This is a genomic window from Streptococcus sp. CF8-6, from assembly GCF_024295845.1.
GTDB lineage: Bacteria > Bacillota > Bacilli > Lactobacillales > Streptococcaceae > Streptococcus > Streptococcus oralis_BO.
Genome location: NZ_JANCOF010000004.1, coordinates 209,836 through 232,471, shown reverse-complemented (window position 1 = coordinate 232,471; position 22,636 = coordinate 209,836). Strand labels below are relative to the sequence as shown.

Below are 22,636 nucleotides of genomic sequence, written 5' to 3'. Positions count from 1 at the left end.
TTATAAAATAATATAGGAAATTTCAATACCCTAAACACAAAAAATCATATTTTTGATTGTTTTTTCTAAAATTTGTAGAAGATTCGAAAAAAGTGAATGTAGATTTAGAACAAAAACAAACAAATTTTTGACACTCAGATCAATATTATAAAAGAGTTCCTTTTGTAAGGAACTCCTTTTACTTATAATTAAAGATCCCCCCAGCCAACTTATCAGCTAGCTTGGGGAAGAGGGTATAAAACTTATGGGCTAGGTTCAACAAAACTGGGAGATTGAGTTCTCGTTTGTTTTTTCCTATGGTTTTGACAATCTTTCTAGCGACTGCATCTGGTTCTAAGAGAAAGCGGTCAACCGACTTGAGATAGCTACCATCTGGGTCAGCCTGGTCAAAAAAGGCAGTACGAATCGGTCCTGGATTAACCGTCGTTAGATAGACACCATAGGGCATGAGTTCGAGGCGCAGCGCGTTTGAAAAGCCAATAGCCGCAAACTTGGTCGCTGAGTAAAGACTGGACTTGCTAGTCGCTATCAAACCTGCCATGCTGACGATATTGATGATATGGCCTTTTCGGTTTTCTTTCATGCGGGCTCCAAGACGACGAGACAGATTCATCAGGGCAAAGGTATTGACCTCAAACATCTGGAGAATGTCTTGAGCAGAGATCTGGTCGAAATCTTCAAAAATTCCATAGCCAGCGTTGTTAATCAAGACATCAATCTTGCCATAACGGAGATAGAGGTCAACTACCAGGGATTCTAGGGCTGAGTCATCAGTAGTGTCGATTTCAATCAATTCTACATTAGGATGCTTTGCATAGAGTTGAGCTAATTTTTCCTTGTTTCTACCTAGTAAGATGAGTTGGTCATTTGGTAAGAGTTTGACCATTTCTTGGGCTAAGCCACCGCTTGCCCCCGTGATGATGATGGTTCGCATCTCTATTCCTTTCAAAGTGTTGGTCAATTTAATGAAATTTTTTTCCAGCTAAATAATGAGCATAGGCTTGATCAATGACAGGAGCAAACAGATGATAATCTTCCCAGCTACCTAAAAATTCTAAAGGCAGGTCATACAAGTCATTGACTATATATTCAGAATAATCATCCATATACTGATGTTCATAATAGTCATTTACAAAAGCCTGAAAATCCTTTGTAATATCCATTGTTCCCAGTTTAGCATCGCACCAGTCTAAAAGATAATCAACACCCAAAGTTTGCTCTTTTTTTATACTTTGGAATACCGTTTCTTCATCAGGAGACATCATTTCTTTGGCATCATGCTGGATGAGCCAAGTCACGAAAAAACCGATATGGTTCGCAGCCCAACGATAAATCTCCCGATAATCTTTTTGAGTTAGCTCTTCTTTTTGTAATTGATAGCTATGCAAGTAGTTGGTTAATGCATTCTCAAAATACCAATCCGCTTTATCCAATAAACGATTTTCAACAGTCATCTTATTTCCCTCTCAACGAACTATAACATTATAACTCAACTTCTTCCAAGTCTTTAACCACATGGACATTTTCAAAAATCGTTGCAGCATCTTTCTTAAGCTGGCTGATATCTTTTGAAAGGAAACGGGCACTGATATGGTTGAGCAAGAGTCGTTTGGCTCCCGCTTCTACTGCAACTTGAGCAGCCTGCATATTGGTTGAGTGGCCATGATTGCGGGCAATTTTCTCATCACCTTTACCATAAGTGGACTCATGGACAAGGACATCCGCATTGACAGCCAGACGCACACTGGCATTGGTTTTTCGGGTATCACCCAGAATGGTGATAATCTTACCTGGACGTGGCGCTGATATATAGTCAGCTGCCTTGATCTTGGTGCCGTCCTCTAGGACTACATCCTGCCCGTTTTTGATTTTTCCAAAAAGCGGTCCAAATGGTACACCAGCAGCCTTTAGTTTTTCAGCGTCCAAGGTCCCTTCTAGATCCTTTTGCATGACACGATAACCCACACAGAAAATAGTGTGATCCAACTCTTCCGCATACACCGTGAATTTATCTGTTTCAAGAATTTTCCCTAGAGAATCCTGGTCAAACTCATGGAAATGAATGCGGTAAGGCAGACGAGAACCGGACACACGAAGGCTGGTTAAGACAAATGACTTGATCCCTTGAGGTCCATAAATGTCCAAATCTGTCTGCTCTTCATTAGCTTGAAAAGCACGGCTAGAAAGGAATCCTGGCAAGCCAAAGATATGGTCTCCATGCAGGTGGGTGATAAAGATTTTGCTGACCTTACGTGGTCGAATCGTGGTTTCCAGAATACGATTTTGCGTTCCTTCTCCACAGTCAAAGAGCCAAACCTCGTTAATCTCATCCAAGAGTTTCAAGGCAAGACTTGAAACGTTGCGGGCTTTGGAGGGCTGACCAGCCCCTGTTCCTAAAAATTGAATATCCATTCGATACTTCCTAATTAATCAATATATAACATAGCAGTACGGTTTTCCGATCGGAAATAGCACTTGCCAGAAAAAGCTCTAGCTTCTTGCAGTAAATCCTCTTGGCTATAGCCTTTGAGACGTTTGCGACCATCAGCTAAACTTTCCAAATCAGTCAAAGCTGTGAGACTTTTTACGCTAACAACTTCCTCGTCCCCGACAGACTTCAAGTAAATCTTTCCAGACTCTCCAAAGACCAACTGATGAGGGAAAATCTGAGCAATTTCAAAGAGCAAGTCAGCTGTGATTGCTTCCTCAGTTTCTGAGAATATCCTTCCCAGTCCTTCACTCTCATAGCAAAATCCAAAAGATTTGCCAGATAAATTAAGACGAATAAAAGGCTTATTTTCAAAGGTGAAACTTGGATCAGCATTGTAGAGATTCAGTTCATGACTGAGTTCTGCAAAGTAATCTGTCGCAGCTTCAGGACTCTTTTTCTGGTAGAGTTCAGCAAAGTAGGCATTGACGACACTCGGAGGAGGTGTGATGAGAGCCAACTGCTCTTGCTCTGTTTTGCCAGCTAGAAGTTGATCTAGATAGACCTTATCCAGACTTGTATAACCTCCATACTTTAGAGCCAACGTTTTAATATCAGTCATAAAATTCCTCTAATCTCCATTTATTTTTCTCGGAAATAAATCCTGTAATCACTTCACCGTCATCTTGGTAGTCACGATCCTCCAGAATCGCTACACTTTCCAAATCATGAATCTTGTAAGACTTTGAAAAAGGCACGCGCAGGGTAAAGGCTTCAAAAATCTCCTTGATCTTCTCCAAAAACAATGCTTGCAACTGCTCACGACTATCCTCAGACTTGGCAGAAATGAGGGCATAAGGTGTTTGGGTAGGCGTGAAATCCTCCACCAAATCCGCTTTATTATAAAGGGTCAGGCGGGGAATATCCTCCATATCCAAGTCTTTCATGATGGACAGGACTGTTTTTTCATGCTCCTCGTGATAAGGATTGCTGGCATCGATGACATGAACCAGAAGATCCACATGCTTGCTTTCTTCCAAGGTTGACTTGAAACTGGAAACCAATTCAGTCGGCAGATCCTGGATAAAGCCAACCGTATCCGTCAAGGTAACCTGAAGATTGCCCCCCAGATGGATACTCTTAGTTGTCGCATCCAGGGTCGCAAAAAGCTCGTCAGCCTCATACTGGGTCTTGCTGGTCAAAGTGTTCATGATGGTTGATTTCCCAGCATTGGTGTAACCAATCAAACCAATTTTAAAGGTACTTGACTCCAAGCGTTTTTCTCTGACTGTCGCTCGATTCTTCTCAACTACCTTAAGCTGACACTCAATATCTGTGATTTGATTGCGAACACTACGTCGGTTCAGTTCCAACTGACTCTCACCTGGACCACGGGAACCAATTCCCCCTGCCTGACGGCTGAGCATAATTCCCTGACCAACCAAGCGGGGCAAGAGGTACTTGAGCTGGGCCAGGTGGACTTGGAGTTTTCCTTCATGACTTCGAGCTCGCATGGCAAAGATATCCAGAATCAACTGCATACGGTCAATGACCTTGACACCCAGAACTTCCTCTAGATTGACATTTTGCCGGGGAGTCAGACGGTTGTTGACAATGACAGTTGTAATTTCTTCTGCATCCACCATGAGCGCAATTTCTTCCAACTTACCAGAGCCGACAAAGGTCTTGGAATCATATTTTTCACGTTTTTGTCTGTAGCTATCGACTACAACTGCTCCAGCAGTCTTGGCTAGACTGGCCAATTCTTCCATAGAGAGGTCAAAATTGTCCATGCCCTGTAATTCCACACCAATGAGCAGGACGCGTTCCTCTTTTTTCTCCGTTTCAATCATCTAAAAACTCCTCAATCTGGCTTAAAATACGGTCTTGCACACCAGGCTCTCCTATCTGATAAAAGGTAACCTGCATGCGATTACGGAACCAGGTCAACTGACGCTTAGCAAAACGGCGGGTCGCCTGTTTGAGACTCTCGCTGGCTTCCTCAAGAGTTTGCTCCCCACGGAAATAAGAAAAGAGTTCCTTGTAGCCAATGCCTTTGGCTGCCTGCACATCTGGATAATGGTCAAAGAGCCACTTAGCCTCATCCAAAAGTCCAGCCTCAAACATCAGATCTACTCGACGGTTGATACGTTCATAAAGCTGACTGCGTTCATCATCCAAGCAGATAATCAAAGCTTCATAAGGACTTTCCTGATTTTTCAAATCCTTACCAAAATGGGCAATTTCCAAGGCACGCATGGCACGACGACGATTAAACTGGGGAATTTCAAGACCTGCTTGCTCCACAAGATGGGCTAATTCCTCATCTGAATAAGGCTCCAAACTAGCCCGATAAGCTACAATCTCCTCATGAGGTGTTTCCCCACCTAGATGATAGCCTTCAAGCAAGCTCTGGATATAAAGTCCAGTTCCACCAGCGATAATGGCTAGCTTGCCACGGCTTTGAATATCCTCAATGGCCTTCTTAGCTTCTGAAACAAAATCAAAAGCCGAGTAAGACTCGGTCACCTCTCTGACATCAATCAAATGATGAGGAACAGCTGCTTGCTCCTCTGGGCTAGCCTTGGCCGTCCCAATATCCAACCCTCTGTATACTTGCTGACTGTCACCACTGACCACCTCTCCACCAAAGCGCTTAGCCACTTCAATAGCAAGGGCTGTCTTCCCAACAGCAGTCGGTCCAACAATCACAATTATTTTTGTTTTCATCTTTTTTCCTTGAAAAATTTCCATTTTTTCGTTACTATTATTATATCACAAAAAGGTCAGTCAGAAAAATGCTACCACTTGAGGAGCTAGGCTGATCGGGAAGATAAAGGAGGAAGACTCATGGCTAAAGGATTCGCTAAAGGTCTTGTAACAGGTGTCGCAGGAACTGTCGCTGCTGTTGCAGGTGCAGTATACGCAATTAAAAAGAAAGTGATTGAGCCAGAAGAGCAAAAAGCAGCTTTCATCGAAGAAAACCGCAAAAAAGCAGCTCGCCGTCGCGTATCACATTAATCAAAAAAAGAAGTTGAGAAATCTCAACTTCTTTTTATTTTCTTAAATAGCCAAATCAAACTTCAGCTGTGGCTTGACCGGATCATAGTCAACTAACTCAAAGTCTTCCGCTTTGATATCAAAGAAATTAGTCTTGTCTGGTACATTCAAGACCAAACGTGGTTGGCAATTTGACGGATCACGACGGAGTAATTCCTGAGCTTGTTCAAACTGATTATCATAGATATGAAGGTTGTTGATAAAATAGAAAAACTTCCCAACCTTCCAGCCGAAATGCTTGGCAATCATCATCTGCAAGGCTACGTACTGCATAGCGTTAATGTGGTGGGCCACCAGCATATCGTTAGAACGCTGAGTCAAGGTCGCATCCAGGTAGATTTCTCCATCAACACGACGGACATCAAACATGGTCTGAAAGGCGCATGGAAGGAGGCCGTCTGTCTCCTCAAATGCTTGGTAATCCCAGAGTGAGATAATATTGCGACGATTCCAAGGATTGGCTTCCAACTGCTTGAGAATCTTATTAATGATATCGTGTTTCTTAACGACTGCCCCATAGCGCTCACCGATGGTTCCCGTATCTCCCACTTCCCAGTCATTCCAGTAGTGAACATTGTACTTGTCATTGAGAACATCTAAGCTATTAGACTGATCTTGGTAAATCCAGAGTACTTCCTTGATGGCAGATTTGATTGCAATGGGACGCAAGGTTGTGATGGGAAATTCCCCCTTAGACAAATCATACTCCGCAAAGGCACCCGTTACGTACTTGGAATTGGCAACAGTTCCATCTTTGTACTTGGGACGAGCCTGCTCAGAAAAGACACCGTCTTTGAGGATTCGTTCAATATTCTCTTTAAAAATCGTATCTGCTTTTGTCATTTACTCTCACCTCATTTATTGTCCTAACTAGTATAGCATAAAAAAAGAAAGGAGGAAAATCACTGGCTTTAAAGTAGTGTTTTTCTCCTTTTATGATCTTATTGCAATACAAGTGATGCCGCACCGATAACTCCAGCGTCATTTCCTAGAGTTGCAAGAGCCAATTTTGTGGATGTGCGTACTTGAGGGAAGGTATTTTCGTCATAGACTTTTTGAACACCTTGTAGAAGGAATTCTCCTGCAGCTGATACACCACCACCGATGACGATGGTTGATGGGTTTAGGATTGAACCGATGTTAGCACAAGCAATTCCCAAGTAACGTGAGAAGTTACGATAAACGATCAAGGCAAGGTCGTCTCCTTCTTTTGCAAGGTCGAAGACAGTTTTAGCTGTTACTTCTTCTCCATCATCAATCAAGCGTTTTAAGGCTGCATCACCTTCGTATTCATCTGCATAACGACGAGTCAAGTTAACAATCCCTGTTGCAGAAGCAACTGTCTCAAGACAGCCTTTCTTACCACAAGTACAAGCGATTGGTTGATCAAAGTCAACAGTGATATGACCAAGTTCTCCTGCCGCACCAGCGACACCGTGAAGCAATTTGCCTTCTGCCACGATACCGCCACCAACACCTGTACCAAGTGTCATAAAGACAACGTCCGGTTGGTTGTCACCAGCACCCATCCAGCGCTCACCAAGAGCAGCTACGTTGGCATCATTGTCGATGAAGAATGGAATACCCAAGGCTTTTTCAATCTTTTCTTTAATTGGTTGAAGGGTTTTCCAGTTGAGGTTGTAGGCACCGATAACAGTTCCTTTTTCACGGTCAACCACACCAGGTGATCCCATTCCAATGCCTCGGAAATCCGTAGATGACAATCCAAGCAAGTCCAAACGATGCTGAATAGACTCAATCATATCATCGACAATATGACTTCCCTCATCCAAAATATTAGTCTTGATGGACCATTTTTCTTGGATTTCTCCCTCTTGAGTTAAAATTGCAAACTTGATAGATGTTCCACCAAGGTCAATCCCAATAATCTTTTGACTCATCATCTTCTCCTTTTTAATTGAAAATGCTTACAGATATAGTATAACAAAATCGTCCATTTTGTGCAAAGGTTTGCATTAACTTCCTAGAAATTATTCTGATTTATGGTTTCCAAAGACCAGAACCATCTACGTAGTATCTGCCACCATCAACTTGCTCATTCTTTGCCATTTTACCATCTGATTTCAAATAGTAATTTCCTTGCCAAGTATTACGAGCGTATGAACCATCTGATTTCAAGTAGTACCAAGATTGATAAGAAGAGTCATAAATCCACTCACCTTGTGCCATTTTACCGTTCGCTTTGAGATAAAAAGCGCCTTGCCAAGCATTTTGTGCATAGGATCCATCTGATTTCAAATAATACCAAGCTTGGTATGATGAATCATAAATCCATTCACTTTGAGCCATCTTTCCGTTTTGTTTAAGGTAGTAACTTCCTATCCATGTATTTCGTGCATATGAACCATCCGATTTGAGATAATACCATCCTTTGTAATATGAGTCATATATCCACTCACTCTGAGCCATTGTCCCATCTGATTTGAGATAGTAATCTCCTTTCCAAGAATTTGTTACTGGATTACCATTGTCAGAATAATAATACCAATATCCGTCCTGCTTAACCCATCCACTAGAAGAAACTCTATTTTGTGGACTAGACTGGCGTGGTTTAAAGACTCCCCGAGGTGCATTTGCACGTTCACAAGCTATCCCATCACCATCTTTGTCTAGTCTTGAAGAATATCCAGGCTCTCCTCTATGGATATCAGAATAACCATTTTCCCATGCTTCTTTACAACTAGAAAAATGAATATTTTCTTCTGCACTAACCGGTTGAGCAAACAAACCTAAAATTGGAAAAACAGTAAGAATCACTTTCAGCAAAATTGTTTTTTTCATCATTTCCTCCTAATAAAATGACATCGTTTTCTTTTTATTTTATCAAACTTAATTCAACAATTCAACATATCCATTATATTTTTTAATTTATGAAATTTATTTAGAATTCACTTCCAACTCATACAATTTTCTCACTGCGTTACAGCCATAGATAGTTTCCGCTTGGTTCAAGTCTGCCAAAGTCAGAACTTTTTCCTCTACCTGTCCTGTTTCCAACAAATGCTGGCGGTAGATTCCTGGTAAAATTCCTTGACTGATGGGTGGTGTGTAGAGTTTACCATTAATTTTTAAGACCAGATTTCCAATAGAGGTCTCAAGCAGTTCTCCTGCTGCATTATGGTAAATGATTTCCTGTTTACCTACGCTTAAATGTGGTCTGTGAGTGGTTTTGAAGTAGGTAAATGCTTGCTGCAAATCAGCTTCTTGCAGACAAAGTTTTGCTTTGCAGAAGCTTGGACTGATGGGACTTAAGATTTGGCGACTGAGTTTCATCTCTCCAGATTTGCTGAGGGTAACTCGTAAGCGGTAGTCTTGATTAACATCACAAACTTGGCACTCTTTCTCTATCTTTTGTCTCAGGTTTTCTGGATCAAAAGGATAGGCAAAATATCGACTCGCCTTTGTCAGTCTTTCCAGATGTTGATCTTCAAAAAGCAGTTGTTTTTGGCTGATTTTCCCAGTTGTAATCAATTGGAAACGTGCTTGTTTACGATAGAGAACAGCCGCCTTTTGATGAACCTCTCGGTATTCAGATTCCCAAGTACTATCCCAAGTAATCCCTCCGCCAACCCCATAGATGGCTTTTCCTTGATGCAGTTGAATGGTCCGAATGGCGACATTGAAAATCCGTCGTCCATTTGGAAGCAAGAGACCAATCGTTCCGCAGTAAACTCCTCTGGGTTGAGGCTCCAAGTTCTTGATGATTTCCATGGTCGCAATTTTCGGTGCTCCCGTTATGGAACCACATGGAAAGAGCGAACGGAAGATTTCAACTAGGTCCACATCCTCTCGCAACTGACTCTTGATGGTCGAAGTCATCTGCCAAACAGTTGAATACTGCTCCACCTGACACAGACGCTCCACGTGCTCACTCCCCACCTCAGAAATACGGTTCATATCGTTGCGCAAAAGATCCACAATCATCATATTTTCAGAGCGATTTTTAGGATCCTGTTCTAGCCAGCTAGCTTGGGCAAGGTCTTCTTGGTCAGTCACTCCCCGCTGGGTTGTTCCTTTCATTGGGCGAGTCGTTAATTCACGGTCATTTTGCTCAAAAAAGAGCTCTGGACTCATGGAAATCACTGCCATCTCGTCATGTTCTACATAAGCATTGTAGCCCGCCTCCTGCTCTACCACCATGCGATTGTAGATGACAAAAGGATTGGCACTTAGGTCTTGCTTGAGTTGGACGGTGTAGTTGACCTGGTAGGTGTCCCCTTGACGCAAATGATGGTGAATCTGGGCAATAGCCTCTTCATAGTTCTCTGCAGATGTTTCTTCCTGCCACCTTGAAGGCAGATCTATTTCCTCATAAGTCAGAGGAATAGGCGATGTTTCCACCCTATCATGAACCGTAAAGTAAAGCAAGTACTCTACCAGTAAAGGAGCTTTATGAACTGCTAATTTCTTCTCAAATGCAGGTGCAGCCTCGTAACTGACATAGCCCACCACATAATAGCCTTGTTCTTGGTAGCTTTCCACCTGAGCCAGCAGGTCCGCCACTTCTGCTAAATCTCTCGTTTTTAACTCTTTGATCGGCTGGGTAAAAGTGTATCTCTCCCCCAAAGCCCTAAAATCAATCACTGTTTTTCTATGCATATCTTAAGTATAGCACAAAAAAGCCGACCTAGAACAGCTAAATCCAGCTTTGTTTACTGATTTCTATAACGAAAAAAATTCTCTACCTTACTTTTTCTACTTTTGGCAATTCTCCATCAGATAGCACCCCTTCTTCTTGTAAAAACTGGTCTTATTTGGAGCACTTTACACAAAAATACAACAAAAAAGAACAGAGGAAGTCATGGTATATATACCGTTGTTTCCTCTGTCTTTTGCTTTTCTTCTGTTACTATAGAATGATTTTATGACTTTCTGATAGAATCTTGTGGATACTGCGCACGCGCTCCTCCGATTAATTTAGGACGACTAGCTAGAGCCGTTACATGGGCATGCCCAATTTCCCTCAAAAGAGGGCGAATCGGAACCTGAACATGCTTGACATGCATGCCAATCGCAGTATCTCCGATATCCAACCCAGCATGGGCCTTGATGAATTCAACCTCAACTGGATCCTGCATAAACTTGAAGGCTGCCAATTGACCCGAACCGCCTGCATGAAGAGTCGGAAGGACACTGACGATTTCTAGACCAAACTGCTCTGCCACCTGACGTTCAACAACGAGGGCACGATTAACATGTTCACAACCTTGAACAGCTAGATGAATTCCTTTTTCCTCTAGTATATCTAGGATGGTTTTCACGATGATTTCCCCAATTTCTTGACTGGATTCCTTGCCAATCTGACCACCTATCACCTCACTAGAAGAAAGGCCCAAAACAAAGATAGCCCCTTGCTTCAAATTGGCCTTTTCTAATACATCTTCTACAATCTGGCTTGTTGCTCTTTGAATGTCTTTTTCCTTCATACTTGATACCTCTTTTGTCATTATCTATCATATCTTTTTTTACTGATTTTATCAAGGCCAACTAATCATTCTGAATTTTAAAAGTAAAACTCCCAGAATGAACTGGGAGTTAACTTGTTTCAATTTTATTGATGTATATTTCAACTATCGTCCCTTTTGAGGGTACAGAATTGATCTTCATCTGGTAATTGTCTCCAAAATGAAGTTTGAGTCGTTGGTCGACATTTTGTAGACCAACTCCCCCACGTTTGAGCTGACTTTGACTGTTATCACCAGGATTTTGGAAACCAACACCATCATCCTCAATGCGGATGACAAGCCCTGTATCCTGTTTCTGAACAGAGACTTTAATATGGCCCTGACCTTCCTTCTCCTTAATACCATGGTAAAGAGCATTTTCTACAAGAGGTTGCAACACCAACTTGGGTAAGACTAGGTTACCAAAAGCAGGATCTTCAGCAATCTCATACTCCAGCTTATCACCATAGCGTTGTTTCTGGATAAAGAGGTACTGGCGGACATGATTGATTTCATCAGAAAGAGAAATCAAATCCTTTCCTTGATTGAGCGCCAAGCGGAAATAGGTTGCCAAGGACTTGGTCACCTGAACCACTCGCTGACTATCCTGAAACTCAGCCATCCAGATGATAGTGTCCAAAGTATTATAGAGGAAATGGGGGTTAATCTGGCTCGACAAGGCTTGAAGTTCATACTGACGGGTCGTTTCTTCCTGCTTGCGCACATCTGCCATCAGCTGATCAATCTGATCTAACATGGCATTGAACTGACGAGTCACTTCTCTCAGTTCATAGGCACCAGCTTCCTTGGCACGAAGATTCTGAGCACCAGAAGCAATTTCCAGCATGGTTTCTCTAAGTTCCTTCAAAGGGGCAATCCAGCGTTTGAGACTGAACCACACCAAGCAGAGACAGGCAAGAAGAGATAAGGCACTAGCCCCAAGCAAGGTCCACATGAGTTGACTCCGAACCTGGTCTAACTTCTCCAACGAAGACACGCCTATAACCGTCCAATCAGTACCTGCAATCTTTTCCTGACTGACGTAGGATTGGTGATCCAGCGTATATCCCTGCCCCGTCTCGATGTAGGGTTTCATGGCCTCCATTTCACTCGCTGAACTATAGACAGTACGTTTAGGATGGTAGACAAATTCATGGTTTTCATTGATGATAAAGGCAAAGCCCTGCTGGCCCAACTGGAGCTGGTTGAGATAGGCTTCTAGAGTTTCGTAGGAAATATCCAAACGAAGCACACCAAGATTGGCTCCCTTTGCATCAACAAGTTCTTGAGTGACAGAAATGACCCATTGACTATCTGATTTACGAGCTGGGGTTAAAACTGGCTTGGCCCCCTGATGAATGGCCTTTTGGTACCAATCCTCAGCCATCATATCTGAGGAAGTTTTCATCTGCACACTGTCATCTGTAGAAATAACCTGACCGGATTTGGTGACCAGTACCACCGTTTTCAAGTCCTGGTCTGCCTTTAAGATGGTCAAAAACAGATCTCGGATTTCCTTTACCTTGTCTTGACTGGGATTCTCAGCATAGGCTAGGACATCCTTCTGCTGGGTCAAACTGGTAGAGGTGGTTTCTAATTTTTTGATATAAGACTGGATAAAGTGGCTAGTTTGACTGATAGTCGTTTGACTATTGCCTTCAATGGTAGCCTCAATGGCTGATGAACTAGATTGATAGTAGAAAGTCCCAACCAGAGCTAGGAGAATGAGAAATACTAGAAAGATGGAAATAACCATTCTGACTAGGAGAGAAGAACGCTTCATTGTCCTTCCCCCTTCTTAAACTGACGAGGCGTCACACCTGCAATCTGTTTAAAGCGTTGGGTAAAGTAGTTCATATCTTCAAAACCAACCTTTTCGGCTATCTGGTAAATCTTTAAATCCGTGGTCAGAAGCAAGAGCTTGGCTTGTTTGACACGCTCTCTCACCAGGTAATCCTGAAAAGGCAGTCCCAACTCTTTCTTAATCAAGGAACTCAAATAAGTCGGACTAAAGCCCAATTCACTGGCTAAAGACTTTAAACTAAATTGACTATCAGCCAGATGAGACTGGATCTTCTGAGCAATATTTCCCTCAAACTTATCAGTCAATAAATCTTGTAACTGCTCTTCCTTTTCTTCCTTGTCTAGTTTTTGCTTGATTTTCCCTAACATTTCCTCAATATCCTGACGAGAAAAGGGTTTGAGCAAATAGTCATCTACACCGAGTTTGACAGCAGATAAGGCATAATCAAAATCATCGTAACCTGTTAAAAAAACTAGGTGAGCCTGAGGATAGGTTTCTCGTACCAGGCTGGCCAACTGGATGCCATTCAGCTGAGGCATGTTGATATCGGTTAAAATGATGTCTGGCATCTTTTTTTGAATCAGGTCCCAAGCCTGTCTTCCATTTTCAGCCTGGCCGATGATTTCCATATCGTAGGCTGCTACATTGACCAGCTTGGTCAAGCCTTGTCTAACCAGATACTCATCTTCTACGATTAAGATTGTGTAGGTCATGCTCTGCTCCTTTGTCACTTACTAGTATCAGTATAGCAAAATTCTTCTCTAACTGCTTAGGAAAGACTTCTTAATCAACATAATCTAGTAAATAAGCATAACCTTTTTCTTCCATTTGGTCTTTGGGAATAAAGCGGATAGAGAGACTATTGATACAGTAGCGCAAGCCCCCCTTGTCCTCTGGTCCATCTGTAAAGACATGACCAAGGTGAGAATCTCCAACTCGGCTCCGCACTTCCATACGCGTCATATTGTAAGACTTATCTTCCTTGTAGGTGGCAACATCTGGACTAATTGGTTGGGTGAAACTAGGCCATCCGCAACCAGACTCAAACTTGTCCTTTGATGAAAATAGGGGTTCGCCAGTTGCCACATCCACATAGATACCAGATTCAAATTTATCCCAGTAGCGGTTTGAAAAAGCTCGTTCTGTTTGATTTTTCTGGGTAACTGCATACTCCTCAGGTGACAAGGTCTTCTTCAAGTCTTCATCACTTGGTTTGGGATATTTGCTGGCATCGATGACGGGGTAGGCAGCCTGATTGACATTGATATGACAGTAGCCATTTGGATTTTTCTTGAGGTAGTCTTGGTGATAGTCCTCAGCCACTACAAAATTCTTCAAGGTCTCCTTTTCAACTGCTAGAGGTTGGTCATATTTCTTAGCAACTTCATCAAAGACTTGGTTGATTACTTCCAAATCCTTGTCATCTGTGTAATAAACGCCGGTACGATACTGAGTCCCCACATCATTTCCTTGTTTATTTTTGCTGGTTGGATTGATAATGCGGAAGTAATGAAGCAGAATTTCCTTGAGGGAAATTTGATTGGCGTCATAGGTGACATGGACAGTCTCTGCATGTCCTGTTTGGTTAATCAATTCGTACTTGGTTGTTTCCCCTCTACCATTTGCATAGCCTGAAACGGCATCTGTCACTCCGGGAACGCGTGAGAAGTATTCCTCCACTCCCCAGAAACATCCCCCAGCTAGATAAATTTCGTGCAAGTCTGCGTCTTTACTCACTTCTGTTTTTTTCACTGTTTTTCCTCCTTGGCTAACTGATGCTTTCTCAATTTGCGAGCTATCTGTCTGCCCTGTATTTCGCATCAATAGAAAATAGAAACCGGTTATGGCTAGGAGAATGACCCCTGCCAAGACAAAAAGTTTTACTTTATCATTCATAGCCTTTCTCTACCCCATTTCTTTCAATTCTTTTAAAATCATATCCTTATCCATAAAACCTGGTTGCGTTTTGACCAGCTTGCCTTCCTTGTCTATAAAGGCTTGAGTCGGATAAGAACGGACACCATAACTTTCCAAGAGTTTACCTGATGGATCAATTAAAACTGGAAAATTTTTATAATCCAATCCCTTGTACCAATTCTTAAAGTCCGCTTCAGATTGCTCCCCCTTGTGCCCAGGAGACACCACTGTCAAGACCACATAGTCATCACCAGCTTCTTTAGCAATTTCATCCGTATCTGGAAGGCTGGCTAGACAGATGGAACACCAAGAAGCCCAGAATTTGAGATAGACTTTCTTGCCCTTGTAATCAGACAAACGATAGGTCTTGCCATCTACTCCCATCAGTTCAAAATCAGCAACCGCCTGACCTTTAGTCGCAGTTTGCGAACTGACTTGTTCTGTTTTGGATTGCTCCTTCATAGTAGACTCGTCTGCCATATTTTTAGCCGAACAGGCTGCCAAGCAACAGATTGAGCCTACTCCAAGGAGACATGTTTGCCATTTTTTCATTTCTTTTTCCTCTCTATTCAAATAATGTAGTCAAAATGGAAGCATTTCCCAAAAGCACCAAGATTCCCATCACGATAATGAGGAAACCACCCACTTTTTTGAGGATTCCGAGGTAAGGATGGAGTTTTCGGAAATGTTTCAAAACATAGCTGGAAGCAAGAGCTAGAACTAAAAATGGTAGCGCCAATCCCAGCGTATAGACTAACATGAGACCAGCTCCCTGCCAAGCTCCTGAACCACCTGAAGCCGCCAAAGCCAAAACAGAGCCCAGAACTGGCCCTACACACGGTGTCCAAGCAAAACTAAAGGTCAACCCCAGTAAAAATGCCTGACTATAGCCATTAGCATTTTGACCCTGTCTCTTTAATTGTAGCCTTCTTTCCTTGTAGAGTCCCTGCAAATGTAAAACATCCATCTGGTGCAAGCCCAAGAGAATGATAATCGCACCCGTCGCATACTGAAACCAAGAAGCATACAGCAAATTACCTAAAAAACCAGCTCCATAACCCAGTAGGATAAAAACAAAGGAAATCCCCGCTATAAAGGCCAGAGTTCGCAATAAACTTACAACTGAGATTGAAAATTTTCCGCTAGAAGCCTGAGCATCATTCTTATCATCCAATAAGACTCCTGCATAGACTGGCAACAAGGGTAAAATACAAGGAGAAAAGAAGGAAAGAATTCCAGCAAGAAAAACACTAATAAAAAAGATTACATTGTCCATTGCCTTCCTCCATTCTTTGATTTGATAGGTCTATTTTATCCCCAAAACTCCAGAAAAAACAGGGAAAATGATAGGGAAAAATAGGAATTTAATCAGTTTATTTAGAAATCTGGCACAAAAAAAGCCAGACAAGGTCTGACTTTGGTAGAAACAGAAAAGAGAATCACCTGTCCTCCCTACTTATCTGGTAATAAATAAGGTCCGCAACGTAGTCTTTTCTCTCCACACCATTGGTAATGGTTTTTAGATAGGACATTCCCGCTTTTTCCATCACACGACCTGAAGCTGGGTTGAGACTGGCATATCGTGCTCTGACTTTTTGAAAGCCTGCTTGAGTAAAACAGAAGTCTAGCACAGCTTTCAAGGCCTCTGTCATCATACCTCGGCCCCAAAAGTTTTTTCCTAAAACATACCCAATTTCACAACTTAAATCTTCCTCGTGCATTTCAATGATGCTGATATCTCCTATCACATGCTCTGGGTTCTCTTTGAGACAAATAGCCCATTTGTAATAGTTGGGATTGTTATAGGATGCAACCCAATTTCGAATCGAGTTCCGAGTCACCTCGACATCAGGATGAGGATCCCAAGAGACATAGATTAGATTCTCAGCAGACGAAGCCCAATTTTGAAACATGGCTTCCACATCACTCTCCACAAATCTTCTCAAGATCAAACGTTCTGTCTGTAATATTTGCGTACCGATTGCTTTCATCATGTTACCTCGCTTTCTAAGCTTAAGGCTCAAGCTAAAAAGGTCCTCTGGACATTCCTCGTTTTCCCATTTCTAGGCTCAGGGTAAAAAGGTCCACAGGACTAACTCTCACTTTTTTATTTCAAGGTGAGAGGCTAAAAACCTCCACTGGAGGTTTTTACTCCCAAAAGTCATCAAATACGGTGATTGGTAGGTGACGTTTGTGTTGGCCTTTGTGCCACCAGTTTTCAATAGTCGCTTGAGCTTCTGGGCTGATTGTTTTGCCTTCTAGGTAGTCATCAATTTCATTGTAAGTGACTCCGAGAGCGACTTCATCAGCTAGGCCTGGTTTGTCTTCTTCTAGGTCTGCTGTTGGGATTTTTTCATAAAGTGCTGGGTCTGCACCAAGTTCCTTCAAGAGTTGTTTTCCTTGACGTTTATTGAGGCGGTAAAGAGGGAGAATATCTGCACCACCGTCACCAAACTTAGTAAAAAAGCCCGTGATATTTTCCGCAGCATGGTCTGTTCCAATGACCGCTCCGCTATGGGCACCCGCAAGGGCATATTGGGCAATCATACGACTACGAGCTTTAATATTGCCCTTGTTAAAGTCTGAAACAGGACTTCCTGTCGCTTCAACTGCAGTTGTCATGGCATCAGCTGATTCCTTGATATTCACAACCAAGCTGACATCTGGCTGGATGAAAGCGAGGGCTTTTTGAGCATCTGCTTCATCAGCTTGCACGCCGTATGGCAGACGGACAGCGATAAATTGGTAGCTGTCATCTCCTGTCTCTGCTCGCATTTCTTCCATAGCTAATTGTGCTAAGCGCCCTGCCAAGGTTGAGTCCTGACCCCCAGAAATCCCTAGTACAAAAGTTTTAAGGAAAGGGTGTTTTTTCAAGTATCTCTTTAAGAAATCAATCGAACGACGAATTTCTTCCTGGGCGTCAATAACTGGCTTGACACCTAGTTGCTGGATAATGGTCTCTTGCAAACTCATTCTTCTTCTCCTTCACCAAGAGCTTCCTTGCGCATCTTATCAATCAAATCCATCTTATCTTGCCAAATATCACGCGCCAAGTCCACTGGATAGTGCTGCGGATTGAGCACGCGTTTGTACTCATCCCAAAGTTTGTCAAATTCTTTGCGAGCATAGGACTGAATCTCAGTCAAACTAGGCAGGTTGTAAACTAATGTTCCTTCTTTAAAAATATCTACCAAGAGAGGAACGGCATCAAAATTACGAACGGTCTTTTTGATGTAGGTATAGGTCGGATGGAACATCTTGATTTCTGTCATGTCACTCACATCCACACCATCATAAGTAATGTAGTCACCTTCTGACTTGCCTTTTTCACGGCTGGTAATGCGCCACACCTGCTTCTTACCTGGCGTTGACACTTTTTCAGCATTATTAGACAGTTTGATGGTATTGCGCATCTGACCATTCTCATCTTCGATAGCTACAATCTTATAAACTGCCCCAAGAGCTGGTTGATCATAAGCTGTAATCAGCTTGGTTCCCACACCCCATACATCAATCTTAGCCTTTTGCATCTTGAGGTTGAGAATAGTATTTTCATCAAGGTCATTAGAAGCATAAATCTTAGCCTCTGTAAAGCCAGCCTCGTCCAATTGCTGACGGACTTTCTTGGAAATGTAGGCAATATCCCCAGAGTCAATCCGTACACCCATAAAGTTAATCTGGTCACCTAGCTCACGCGCCACCTGAATAGCAGCTGGCACGCCGATGCGAAGGGTGTCATAGGTATCCACAAGAAAGACACAATCACGATGGGTCGCCGCATAGGCCTTGAAGGCTTCATAGTCGTTTCCATAAACCTGTACCAAGGCATGAGCGTGGGTTCCTAAGACAGGAATGTCAAAGAGTTTACCAGCACGCACGTTGCTGGTTCCATTAGCGCCACCAATCACGGCTGCGCGTGTTCCCCAGATAGCCGCATCCATTTCTTGCGCACGACGTGTCCCGAACTCCATCAAAGGTTCATCTTCGATAACCGAACGAATACGTGCTGCCTTAGTCGCTATCAAGGTTTGAAAGTTAACGATGTTTAAGAGAGCCGTTTCGACTAATTGACATTGGGCTAGAGGACCTTCCACCTGTACAATCGGTTCATTGGCAAAGACTAAGTCCCCTTCCTGAGCAGAACGAACCGTCAACTCCAACTTGAAATTGCGGAGGTAGTCTAAGAACGCCCCATGATAGCCAAGCGACTCCAAGTAGGCAATATCGCTATCAGAAAAGCGTAAGTCTTTAAGATAATGTACAATTCTTTCCAAGCCAGCGAAAACTGCATAACCGTTCTGAAAAGGTTGCTGGCGGAAATAAACTTCAAAGACCGCCTTTTTATTGTGAATTCCTTGGTCAAAGTAAACTTGCATCATATTGATCTGGTACAAGTCCGTGTGCAATGTCAAACTATCATCTGGATACATCTGTTTTCCTTCTTCCTTTTTTACAAAGGTATGAACGTATTCTACCACTTTCACACCATCCAATAAATTAGTACTATTATAACACATTTTACCGAGATTGATAAAAAGATAACAAGCTATTCTCCACTCTCCAGTTCATCCATATCTCGCTCAAACTTTTTTTGAGCCCATTCACCATAACTTTTAAGGCCGAGATTGCCGATAAAAACCCAAGGCAGGTAAATCAGATAAGTAATAACCCAAGCAGACAAGTATTTAACGTTCAAAGGATTGTACTGATAAATTTCGATATTGAATTGATAATTCTGTAACATCAAGAGAGTCGTAATAGCAAGAGTTACCAGCAAACACCCTACAATCGTAAAATGAAAACGACTATAGTAGGTCACTCCAAGTTGTCGTGCACGATTGAAAAAGAAGAAAATTCCTAAAAGAAGGGTAACCAGAAGAATATCAGGATTAAAAAGAGCAGGTGCTAATACTGCCACCAGATAGCTTAGCAGAATGAGCCCGATAAACATATAAAAAGACTCTGCACCAGCTTTGTTAATCAGTTGTTCTTCTCTTTCGTCTAATAATTGATAATAAAAAAATCTATTTTTCATCTTCTTCCTCCCAAAATAGTTGGTCTAAAGTTTTGCCTAAACATCTGCAAATGGACTGGCAGAGGGAGAGACTGGGATTGTATTTCCCAGCTTCAATCAAGCCTATAGTCTGCCTAGTAACACCTACAGCTTCTGCCAATTCCCCTTGTGTTAAATCACGCTCTACCCGAGCTAATTTTAATTTTAAATTTTTAGCCACTAGCATCCTCCTTCAAAATTTTAAAAAGTTGCGCTTCTTTTAAAAACATTATACCATATATCCAACTTAATGCAATATATAAATGTCATTTTGTAAGATTTTATTAACAAGAAAACTCTCTACCACAAAAGTAGAGAGTGTTGAGTTCAAATATAGGATTTCAAAATATCGACGACATCACTTCTTTTCTTGACCTGACAGCCCTTGATGCCCAATTTCTGAGCTGCGATTGTATTGTCCTCAATATCGTCTAGAAAGACACAATTTGTAGGATCTAGCTGGTATTTATCGAGAATCCCCTTAAACATTGCCAAATCAGGCTTTATAGCTTTTATATCACAGGATAGGACAAAACCATCTAAAAGTTCTTTTAAGGGAGATAGTTGCTCTTCCAGCAAGTCATAAAATACCTTTGAGGTATTGGACAAGACAAAGATGCGATGTCCCTTTTTCTTTAGTTCTGACAAAACAGGAAAGACTTCCCTATAAATATCAATGTAGCTAAGCCAGTTCCAGATAACTTCTTCGACTTTCTTTTGATAGGTACTTCCAATCATCGACACAACTTTAAACACCAACTCTTCTCTCGTCATGGTCCCAAGATCTAATCTTTCCCAAAGTCCCGACTGAAAAATGGCTTTATCTAAAACCAAATATTCTTCCTTCGTATCCGAAACGCCTTGTAAAATCTTATCCTTGTTCCATTCTAATAAGACGTTGCCCATATCTAGTATGATATCCATTAACCTACCTCCATAGTGATGTGAAGATTTCCTATTTGATTTTCGCAGAGTAATAGCTTACAAATCCTTTTGGTAATAAAATCTTTGCCCTGTATAGGGGTAGTCTTGCAAGGCAAAGACTTCCTTGTAGCCATGCCTTTTATAAAAATCTGGTGCTTGAAACTGGTAAGTATTCACGAAAGAAAAACGACAGTTTCGATTCTTGGCTTCATTTTCAGCTCGCTGCAATAGTTTTGAACCAATTCCTTGTCCCCTCAATTCCTCTTTCACAAACAAATACTCGATTTCCAACCAATTTCCGAAAGTCTCTGCTACTAAGCCTGCCATGAGATTGCCCTTTTCGTCTTCGACATAAAGGTTCAGTGGCTCGCTTTCAGCCTCTTCTCTTTTAGAACGATTATAAGCACGAATCAAGTCCCCTATTTCCTGCGCTTTATGAGATTCCTTATTTTCCAATCTAACGTGCATCCAAACCTCCTAATAAACTGCTACAGCTTGATTATAGTCTTATTTAGATGGACTGTCAAACTAGAAAAAACTCACCAAGCAGAGTTGATGAGTCCATGAGTTATTTTCTAAATTTCCACTGGCTATAAATCCCAAAAACAAGGATCCAGATGGCAGAACCAACTGCCCCCATAAAGGTAGACTCTTGCAAAAAGAGAGTCGCAAAAACAAAGACGAAAAAGAGAATGGTTAGGGGATTAAGCAAGCGATACTGAGGCATGAGGTAGCCATCAGCCATGAAGTCTTGTGACTTGCGGTATTTGAGATGGGCCACCATGATCAAGATATAAATCGCGATGTAAACACCTGATGAAGATGCTGTAATCAAAGCAAAGGCATCTGAAACACCTGGCAACACATTGATAAAGGCAGCCAGAGCAATCAAAATTGCTGAGGCGATGATGGCATTTTGTGGAACATTGTGGCGAGAAAGGGTATCGACCTTGATGGCCTTTAAGAAACGATTGGGCGAATCATGGGCAATCTGATATAAGTGTCTCCCTGTTGAGTAGAGAGTTGAGTTAAGCGCAGACGCCGCTGAGGTCAAGACAACAAAGTTGATTAGAGCCGCTGCCCACTTGATCCCTGCCAGTTCAAAAACCGTTACAAATGGAGAATCTGAAGAATTAAGATAAGACCAAGGAATAATGGCCATAATCGCAATGAGAGCTCCCCCATAGAAGAAGATAATTCTGAGAGGAATTTCCTTAACAGCTTTAGGAAGTACCTGACGAGGGTTCTTTGTTTCTGAAGTTGTCACCCCGATAAACTCAATCATCAGATAGGCAAAAAATACCATTTGAAAGGCCATGACAAAGTTCATAACTCCGTTTGGGAAAAGAGAGAACTGGTCGCTGATATTTGCCAAACTTGCAACACCGTGCGGTGTCTTAAAGCCTGTCAAAACCATAAAGACCCCAGTGGCAATCATGGCTAAAATCGCCACAATCTTGACCATAGCAAACCAAAACTCGACTTCTCCAAAGAGCTTAACCGCAATCAGATTGACCAAAGCCAAAATCGTTAAAAAGACAAGTTGAATCATCCAGCTAGGCCAGGTGGGAAACCAGAAGCGAACATAATCTGAGATGGCAGTGATTTCTGCCATACCGATAAAGACAACTGACAACCAATAAGACCAAACTGAGAAATATCCCCAACCTTTCCCCAAATGACGGGTGATAAAGTTGATAAAGGTATGTTGTTCTGGATCCTGATACAGCATCTCCCCAACAGCCCTCATCATCAAAAACATAAAGGCTCCTGTAATCATATAAATCAGGATGATAGAAGGTCCTGTAAGGCTGATAGAGCGACCAGCACCTAAGAAAAGTCCTGTTCCGATTGTTCCCGCAATAGCCATCACCTGCACATGGCGATTGGTTAAACCACGCTCCATTTTGTTTTTCTTCTTATTTTCACTCATATAGTCTCCTTTTTATCCAAAAAACCAAAAAGGAGTTGAGCAAGGCAAGGCC

At 42.1% G+C, this 22,636-nt stretch carries 25 protein-coding genes; 1 reads left to right on the top strand and 24 read right to left on the bottom strand.

The window, feature by feature from the left end; translation table 11 throughout:
* Positions 1-178 precede the first annotated feature (178 nt).
* Genes NML69_RS07765 through miaA form a run of 6 tightly spaced genes read right to left on the bottom strand, consistent with a single transcriptional unit; the run spans position 179 to position 5,158 of the window.
* On the bottom strand, positions 179-934 hold the full coding sequence (locus tag NML69_RS07765) for an SDR family oxidoreductase (protein WP_254726149.1): 756 nt from the start codon (positions 932-934) through the stop codon (positions 179-181).
* Between the two features lie 28 nt (positions 935-962).
* Positions 963-1,454 (bottom strand): hypothetical protein, encoded by a 492-nt coding sequence (locus NML69_RS07760; RefSeq protein WP_254726147.1) that lies wholly within the window; start codon positions 1,452-1,454, stop codon positions 963-965.
* A 28-nt stretch (positions 1,455-1,482) separates the two neighbouring features.
* A complete protein-coding gene (gene rnz, locus NML69_RS07755) occupies positions 1,483-2,412 on the bottom strand; it encodes a ribonuclease Z (protein ID WP_254726145.1) in 930 nt (309 codons plus the stop codon).
* Positions 2,413-2,426: 14 nt separating this feature from the next.
* Positions 2,427-3,050 carry a cystathionine beta-lyase gene (locus NML69_RS07750; protein WP_254726143.1) on the bottom strand — a complete coding sequence of 208 codons (624 nt, stop codon included), beginning with the start codon at positions 3,048-3,050 and terminating at the stop codon, positions 2,427-2,429.
* Positions 3,043-4,281 carry a GTPase HflX gene (hflX, locus tag NML69_RS07745; RefSeq protein ID WP_254726141.1) on the bottom strand — a complete coding sequence of 413 codons (1,239 nt, stop codon included), beginning with the start codon at positions 4,279-4,281 and terminating at the stop codon, positions 3,043-3,045. Before hflX ends, NML69_RS07750 begins: the two co-directional genes overlap by 8 nt.
* On the bottom strand, positions 4,274-5,158 hold the full coding sequence (gene miaA / locus NML69_RS07740; protein WP_254726139.1) for a tRNA (adenosine(37)-N6)-dimethylallyltransferase MiaA: 885 nt from the start codon (positions 5,156-5,158) through the stop codon (positions 4,274-4,276). The genes hflX and miaA overlap by 8 nt, the downstream gene beginning before the upstream one ends.
* Positions 5,159-5,278: 120 nt before the next feature.
* On the opposite strand from miaA, the gene NML69_RS07735 reads away from it, so the two are divergent.
* Entirely contained in the window at positions 5,279-5,449 is a 171-nt protein-coding gene (locus NML69_RS07735) for a DUF3042 family protein (protein ID WP_001051782.1), read from the top strand.
* Positions 5,450-5,491: 42 nt separating this feature from the next.
* Here the strand turns inward: NML69_RS07735 and NML69_RS07730 are convergent, their stop codons facing one another.
* From NML69_RS07730 to NML69_RS07645, 18 genes are all read right to left on the bottom strand, one after another.
* Positions 5,492-6,331: a thymidylate synthase gene (locus NML69_RS07730; protein ID WP_254726137.1), complete on the bottom strand. Its 840-nt coding sequence runs from the start codon at positions 6,329-6,331 to the stop codon at positions 5,492-5,494.
* A gap of 98 nt (positions 6,332-6,429) precedes the next feature.
* Positions 6,430-7,389, bottom strand: a complete 960-nt coding sequence (locus tag NML69_RS07725) for an ROK family glucokinase (RefSeq protein ID WP_254726135.1) — start codon at positions 7,387-7,389, stop codon at positions 6,430-6,432.
* 100 nt (positions 7,390-7,489) lie between these two features.
* Positions 7,490-8,290: an excalibur calcium-binding domain-containing protein gene (locus tag NML69_RS07720; RefSeq protein ID WP_254726132.1), complete on the bottom strand. Its 801-nt coding sequence runs from the start codon at positions 8,288-8,290 to the stop codon at positions 7,490-7,492.
* Positions 8,291-8,386: 96 nt separating this feature from the next.
* Complete coding sequence (pabB, locus tag NML69_RS07715; protein WP_254726130.1) at positions 8,387-10,108, bottom strand: aminodeoxychorismate synthase component I; 1,722 nt, start codon at positions 10,106-10,108, stop codon at positions 8,387-8,389.
* A gap of 263 nt (positions 10,109-10,371) precedes the next feature.
* A complete protein-coding gene (locus NML69_RS07710; RefSeq protein ID WP_045616863.1) occupies positions 10,372-10,935 on the bottom strand; it encodes a TIGR01440 family protein in 564 nt (187 codons plus the stop codon).
* Positions 10,936-11,044: 109 nt separating this feature from the next.
* Positions 11,045-12,736 carry a sensor histidine kinase gene (locus tag NML69_RS07705; RefSeq protein ID WP_254726128.1) on the bottom strand — a complete coding sequence of 564 codons (1,692 nt, stop codon included), beginning with the start codon at positions 12,734-12,736 and terminating at the stop codon, positions 11,045-11,047.
* Positions 12,733-13,470: a response regulator gene (locus NML69_RS07700; RefSeq protein WP_254726127.1), complete on the bottom strand. Its 738-nt coding sequence runs from the start codon at positions 13,468-13,470 to the stop codon at positions 12,733-12,735. The genes NML69_RS07705 and NML69_RS07700 overlap by 4 nt, the downstream gene beginning before the upstream one ends.
* A gap of 70 nt (positions 13,471-13,540) precedes the next feature.
* Entirely contained in the window at positions 13,541-14,653 is a 1,113-nt protein-coding gene (gene msrB, locus NML69_RS07695) for a peptide-methionine (R)-S-oxide reductase MsrB (RefSeq protein ID WP_254726125.1), read from the bottom strand.
* A gap of 9 nt (positions 14,654-14,662) precedes the next feature.
* Entirely contained in the window at positions 14,663-15,226 is a 564-nt protein-coding gene (locus NML69_RS07690) for a redoxin family protein (protein WP_254726123.1), read from the bottom strand.
* A gap of 13 nt (positions 15,227-15,239) precedes the next feature.
* The gene (ccdA2, locus tag NML69_RS07685) at positions 15,240-15,950 is read right to left on the bottom strand and encodes a thiol-disulfide oxidoreductase-associated membrane protein CcdA2 (protein ID WP_254726121.1); all 711 of its coding nucleotides are present in this window, start codon (positions 15,948-15,950) and stop codon (positions 15,240-15,242) included.
* A 163-nt stretch (positions 15,951-16,113) separates the two neighbouring features.
* The gene (locus NML69_RS07680) at positions 16,114-16,665 is read right to left on the bottom strand and encodes a GNAT family N-acetyltransferase (protein WP_254726161.1); all 552 of its coding nucleotides are present in this window, start codon (positions 16,663-16,665) and stop codon (positions 16,114-16,116) included.
* Between the two features lie 157 nt (positions 16,666-16,822).
* A complete protein-coding gene (nadE, locus tag NML69_RS07675) occupies positions 16,823-17,647 on the bottom strand; it encodes an ammonia-dependent NAD(+) synthetase (RefSeq protein ID WP_254726119.1) in 825 nt (274 codons plus the stop codon).
* Entirely contained in the window at positions 17,644-19,104 is a 1,461-nt protein-coding gene (locus NML69_RS07670; protein ID WP_198459417.1) for a nicotinate phosphoribosyltransferase, read from the bottom strand. Before NML69_RS07670 ends, nadE begins: the two co-directional genes overlap by 4 nt.
* 116 nt (positions 19,105-19,220) lie before the next feature.
* The gene (locus NML69_RS07665) at positions 19,221-19,709 is read right to left on the bottom strand and encodes a DUF6773 family protein (RefSeq protein ID WP_198459416.1); all 489 of its coding nucleotides are present in this window, start codon (positions 19,707-19,709) and stop codon (positions 19,221-19,223) included.
* The gene (locus tag NML69_RS07660; RefSeq protein WP_162284509.1) at positions 19,699-19,908 is read right to left on the bottom strand and encodes a helix-turn-helix transcriptional regulator; all 210 of its coding nucleotides are present in this window, start codon (positions 19,906-19,908) and stop codon (positions 19,699-19,701) included. The genes NML69_RS07665 and NML69_RS07660 overlap by 11 nt, the downstream gene beginning before the upstream one ends.
* 146 nt (positions 19,909-20,054) lie before the next feature.
* A complete protein-coding gene (locus NML69_RS07655) occupies positions 20,055-20,651 on the bottom strand; it encodes an HAD family phosphatase (protein ID WP_198459415.1) in 597 nt (198 codons plus the stop codon).
* A 57-nt stretch (positions 20,652-20,708) separates the two neighbouring features.
* A complete protein-coding gene (locus NML69_RS07650; protein ID WP_198459414.1) occupies positions 20,709-21,119 on the bottom strand; it encodes a GNAT family N-acetyltransferase in 411 nt (136 codons plus the stop codon).
* Positions 21,120-21,219: 100 nt separating this feature from the next.
* A complete protein-coding gene (locus NML69_RS07645) occupies positions 21,220-22,584 on the bottom strand; it encodes an amino acid permease (RefSeq protein WP_198459413.1) in 1,365 nt (454 codons plus the stop codon).
* Positions 22,585-22,636 lie beyond the last annotated feature (52 nt).

Excerpts from the sequence above, each read along its gene's own strand:
- NML69_RS07765 (WP_254726149.1), bottom strand. The coding sequence starts at position 934 with ATGCGAACCATCATCATCACGGGGGCAAGCGGTGGCTTAGCCCAAGAA.
- NML69_RS07760 (WP_254726147.1), bottom strand. The coding sequence starts at position 1,454 with ATGACTGTTGAAAATCGTTTATTGGATAAAGCGGATTGGTATTTTGAG.
- rnz (WP_254726145.1), bottom strand. The coding sequence starts at position 2,412 with ATGGATATTCAATTTTTAGGAACAGGGGCTGGTCAGCCCTCCAAAGCC.
- NML69_RS07750 (WP_254726143.1), bottom strand. The coding sequence starts at position 3,050 with ATGACTGATATTAAAACGTTGGCTCTAAAGTATGGAGGTTATACAAGT.
- hflX (WP_254726141.1), bottom strand. The coding sequence starts at position 4,281 with ATGATTGAAACGGAGAAAAAAGAGGAACGCGTCCTGCTCATTGGTGTG.
- miaA (WP_254726139.1), bottom strand. The coding sequence starts at position 5,158 with ATGAAAACAAAAATAATTGTGATTGTTGGACCGACTGCTGTTGGGAAG.
- NML69_RS07735 (WP_001051782.1), top strand. The coding sequence starts at position 5,279 with ATGGCTAAAGGATTCGCTAAAGGTCTTGTAACAGGTGTCGCAGGAACT.
- NML69_RS07730 (WP_254726137.1), bottom strand. The coding sequence starts at position 6,331 with ATGACAAAAGCAGATACGATTTTTAAAGAGAATATTGAACGAATCCTC.
- NML69_RS07725 (WP_254726135.1), bottom strand. The coding sequence starts at position 7,389 with ATGAGTCAAAAGATTATTGGGATTGACCTTGGTGGAACATCTATCAAG.
- NML69_RS07720 (WP_254726132.1), bottom strand. The coding sequence starts at position 8,290 with ATGAAAAAAACAATTTTGCTGAAAGTGATTCTTACTGTTTTTCCAATT.
- pabB (WP_254726130.1), bottom strand. The coding sequence starts at position 10,108 with ATGCATAGAAAAACAGTGATTGATTTTAGGGCTTTGGGGGAGAGATAC.
- NML69_RS07710 (WP_045616863.1), bottom strand. The coding sequence starts at position 10,935 with ATGAAGGAAAAAGACATTCAAAGAGCAACAAGCCAGATTGTAGAAGAT.
- NML69_RS07705 (WP_254726128.1), bottom strand. The coding sequence starts at position 12,736 with ATGAAGCGTTCTTCTCTCCTAGTCAGAATGGTTATTTCCATCTTTCTA.
- NML69_RS07700 (WP_254726127.1), bottom strand. The coding sequence starts at position 13,470 with ATGACCTACACAATCTTAATCGTAGAAGATGAGTATCTGGTTAGACAA.
- msrB (WP_254726125.1), bottom strand. The coding sequence starts at position 14,653 with ATGAATGATAAAGTAAAACTTTTTGTCTTGGCAGGGGTCATTCTCCTA.
- NML69_RS07690 (WP_254726123.1), bottom strand. The coding sequence starts at position 15,226 with ATGAAAAAATGGCAAACATGTCTCCTTGGAGTAGGCTCAATCTGTTGC.
- ccdA2 (WP_254726121.1), bottom strand. The coding sequence starts at position 15,950 with ATGGACAATGTAATCTTTTTTATTAGTGTTTTTCTTGCTGGAATTCTT.
- NML69_RS07680 (WP_254726161.1), bottom strand. The coding sequence starts at position 16,665 with ATGAAAGCAATCGGTACGCAAATATTACAGACAGAACGTTTGATCTTG.
- nadE (WP_254726119.1), bottom strand. The coding sequence starts at position 17,647 with ATGAGTTTGCAAGAGACCATTATCCAGCAACTAGGTGTCAAGCCAGTT.
- NML69_RS07670 (WP_198459417.1), bottom strand. The coding sequence starts at position 19,104 with ATGTATCCAGATGATAGTTTGACATTGCACACGGACTTGTACCAGATC.
- NML69_RS07665 (WP_198459416.1), bottom strand. The coding sequence starts at position 19,709 with ATGAAAAATAGATTTTTTTATTATCAATTATTAGACGAAAGAGAAGAA.
- NML69_RS07655 (WP_198459415.1), bottom strand. The coding sequence starts at position 20,651 with ATGGATATCATACTAGATATGGGCAACGTCTTATTAGAATGGAACAAG.
- NML69_RS07650 (WP_198459414.1), bottom strand. The coding sequence starts at position 21,119 with ATGCACGTTAGATTGGAAAATAAGGAATCTCATAAAGCGCAGGAAATA.
- NML69_RS07645 (WP_198459413.1), bottom strand. The coding sequence starts at position 22,584 with ATGAGTGAAAATAAGAAGAAAAACAAAATGGAGCGTGGTTTAACCAAT.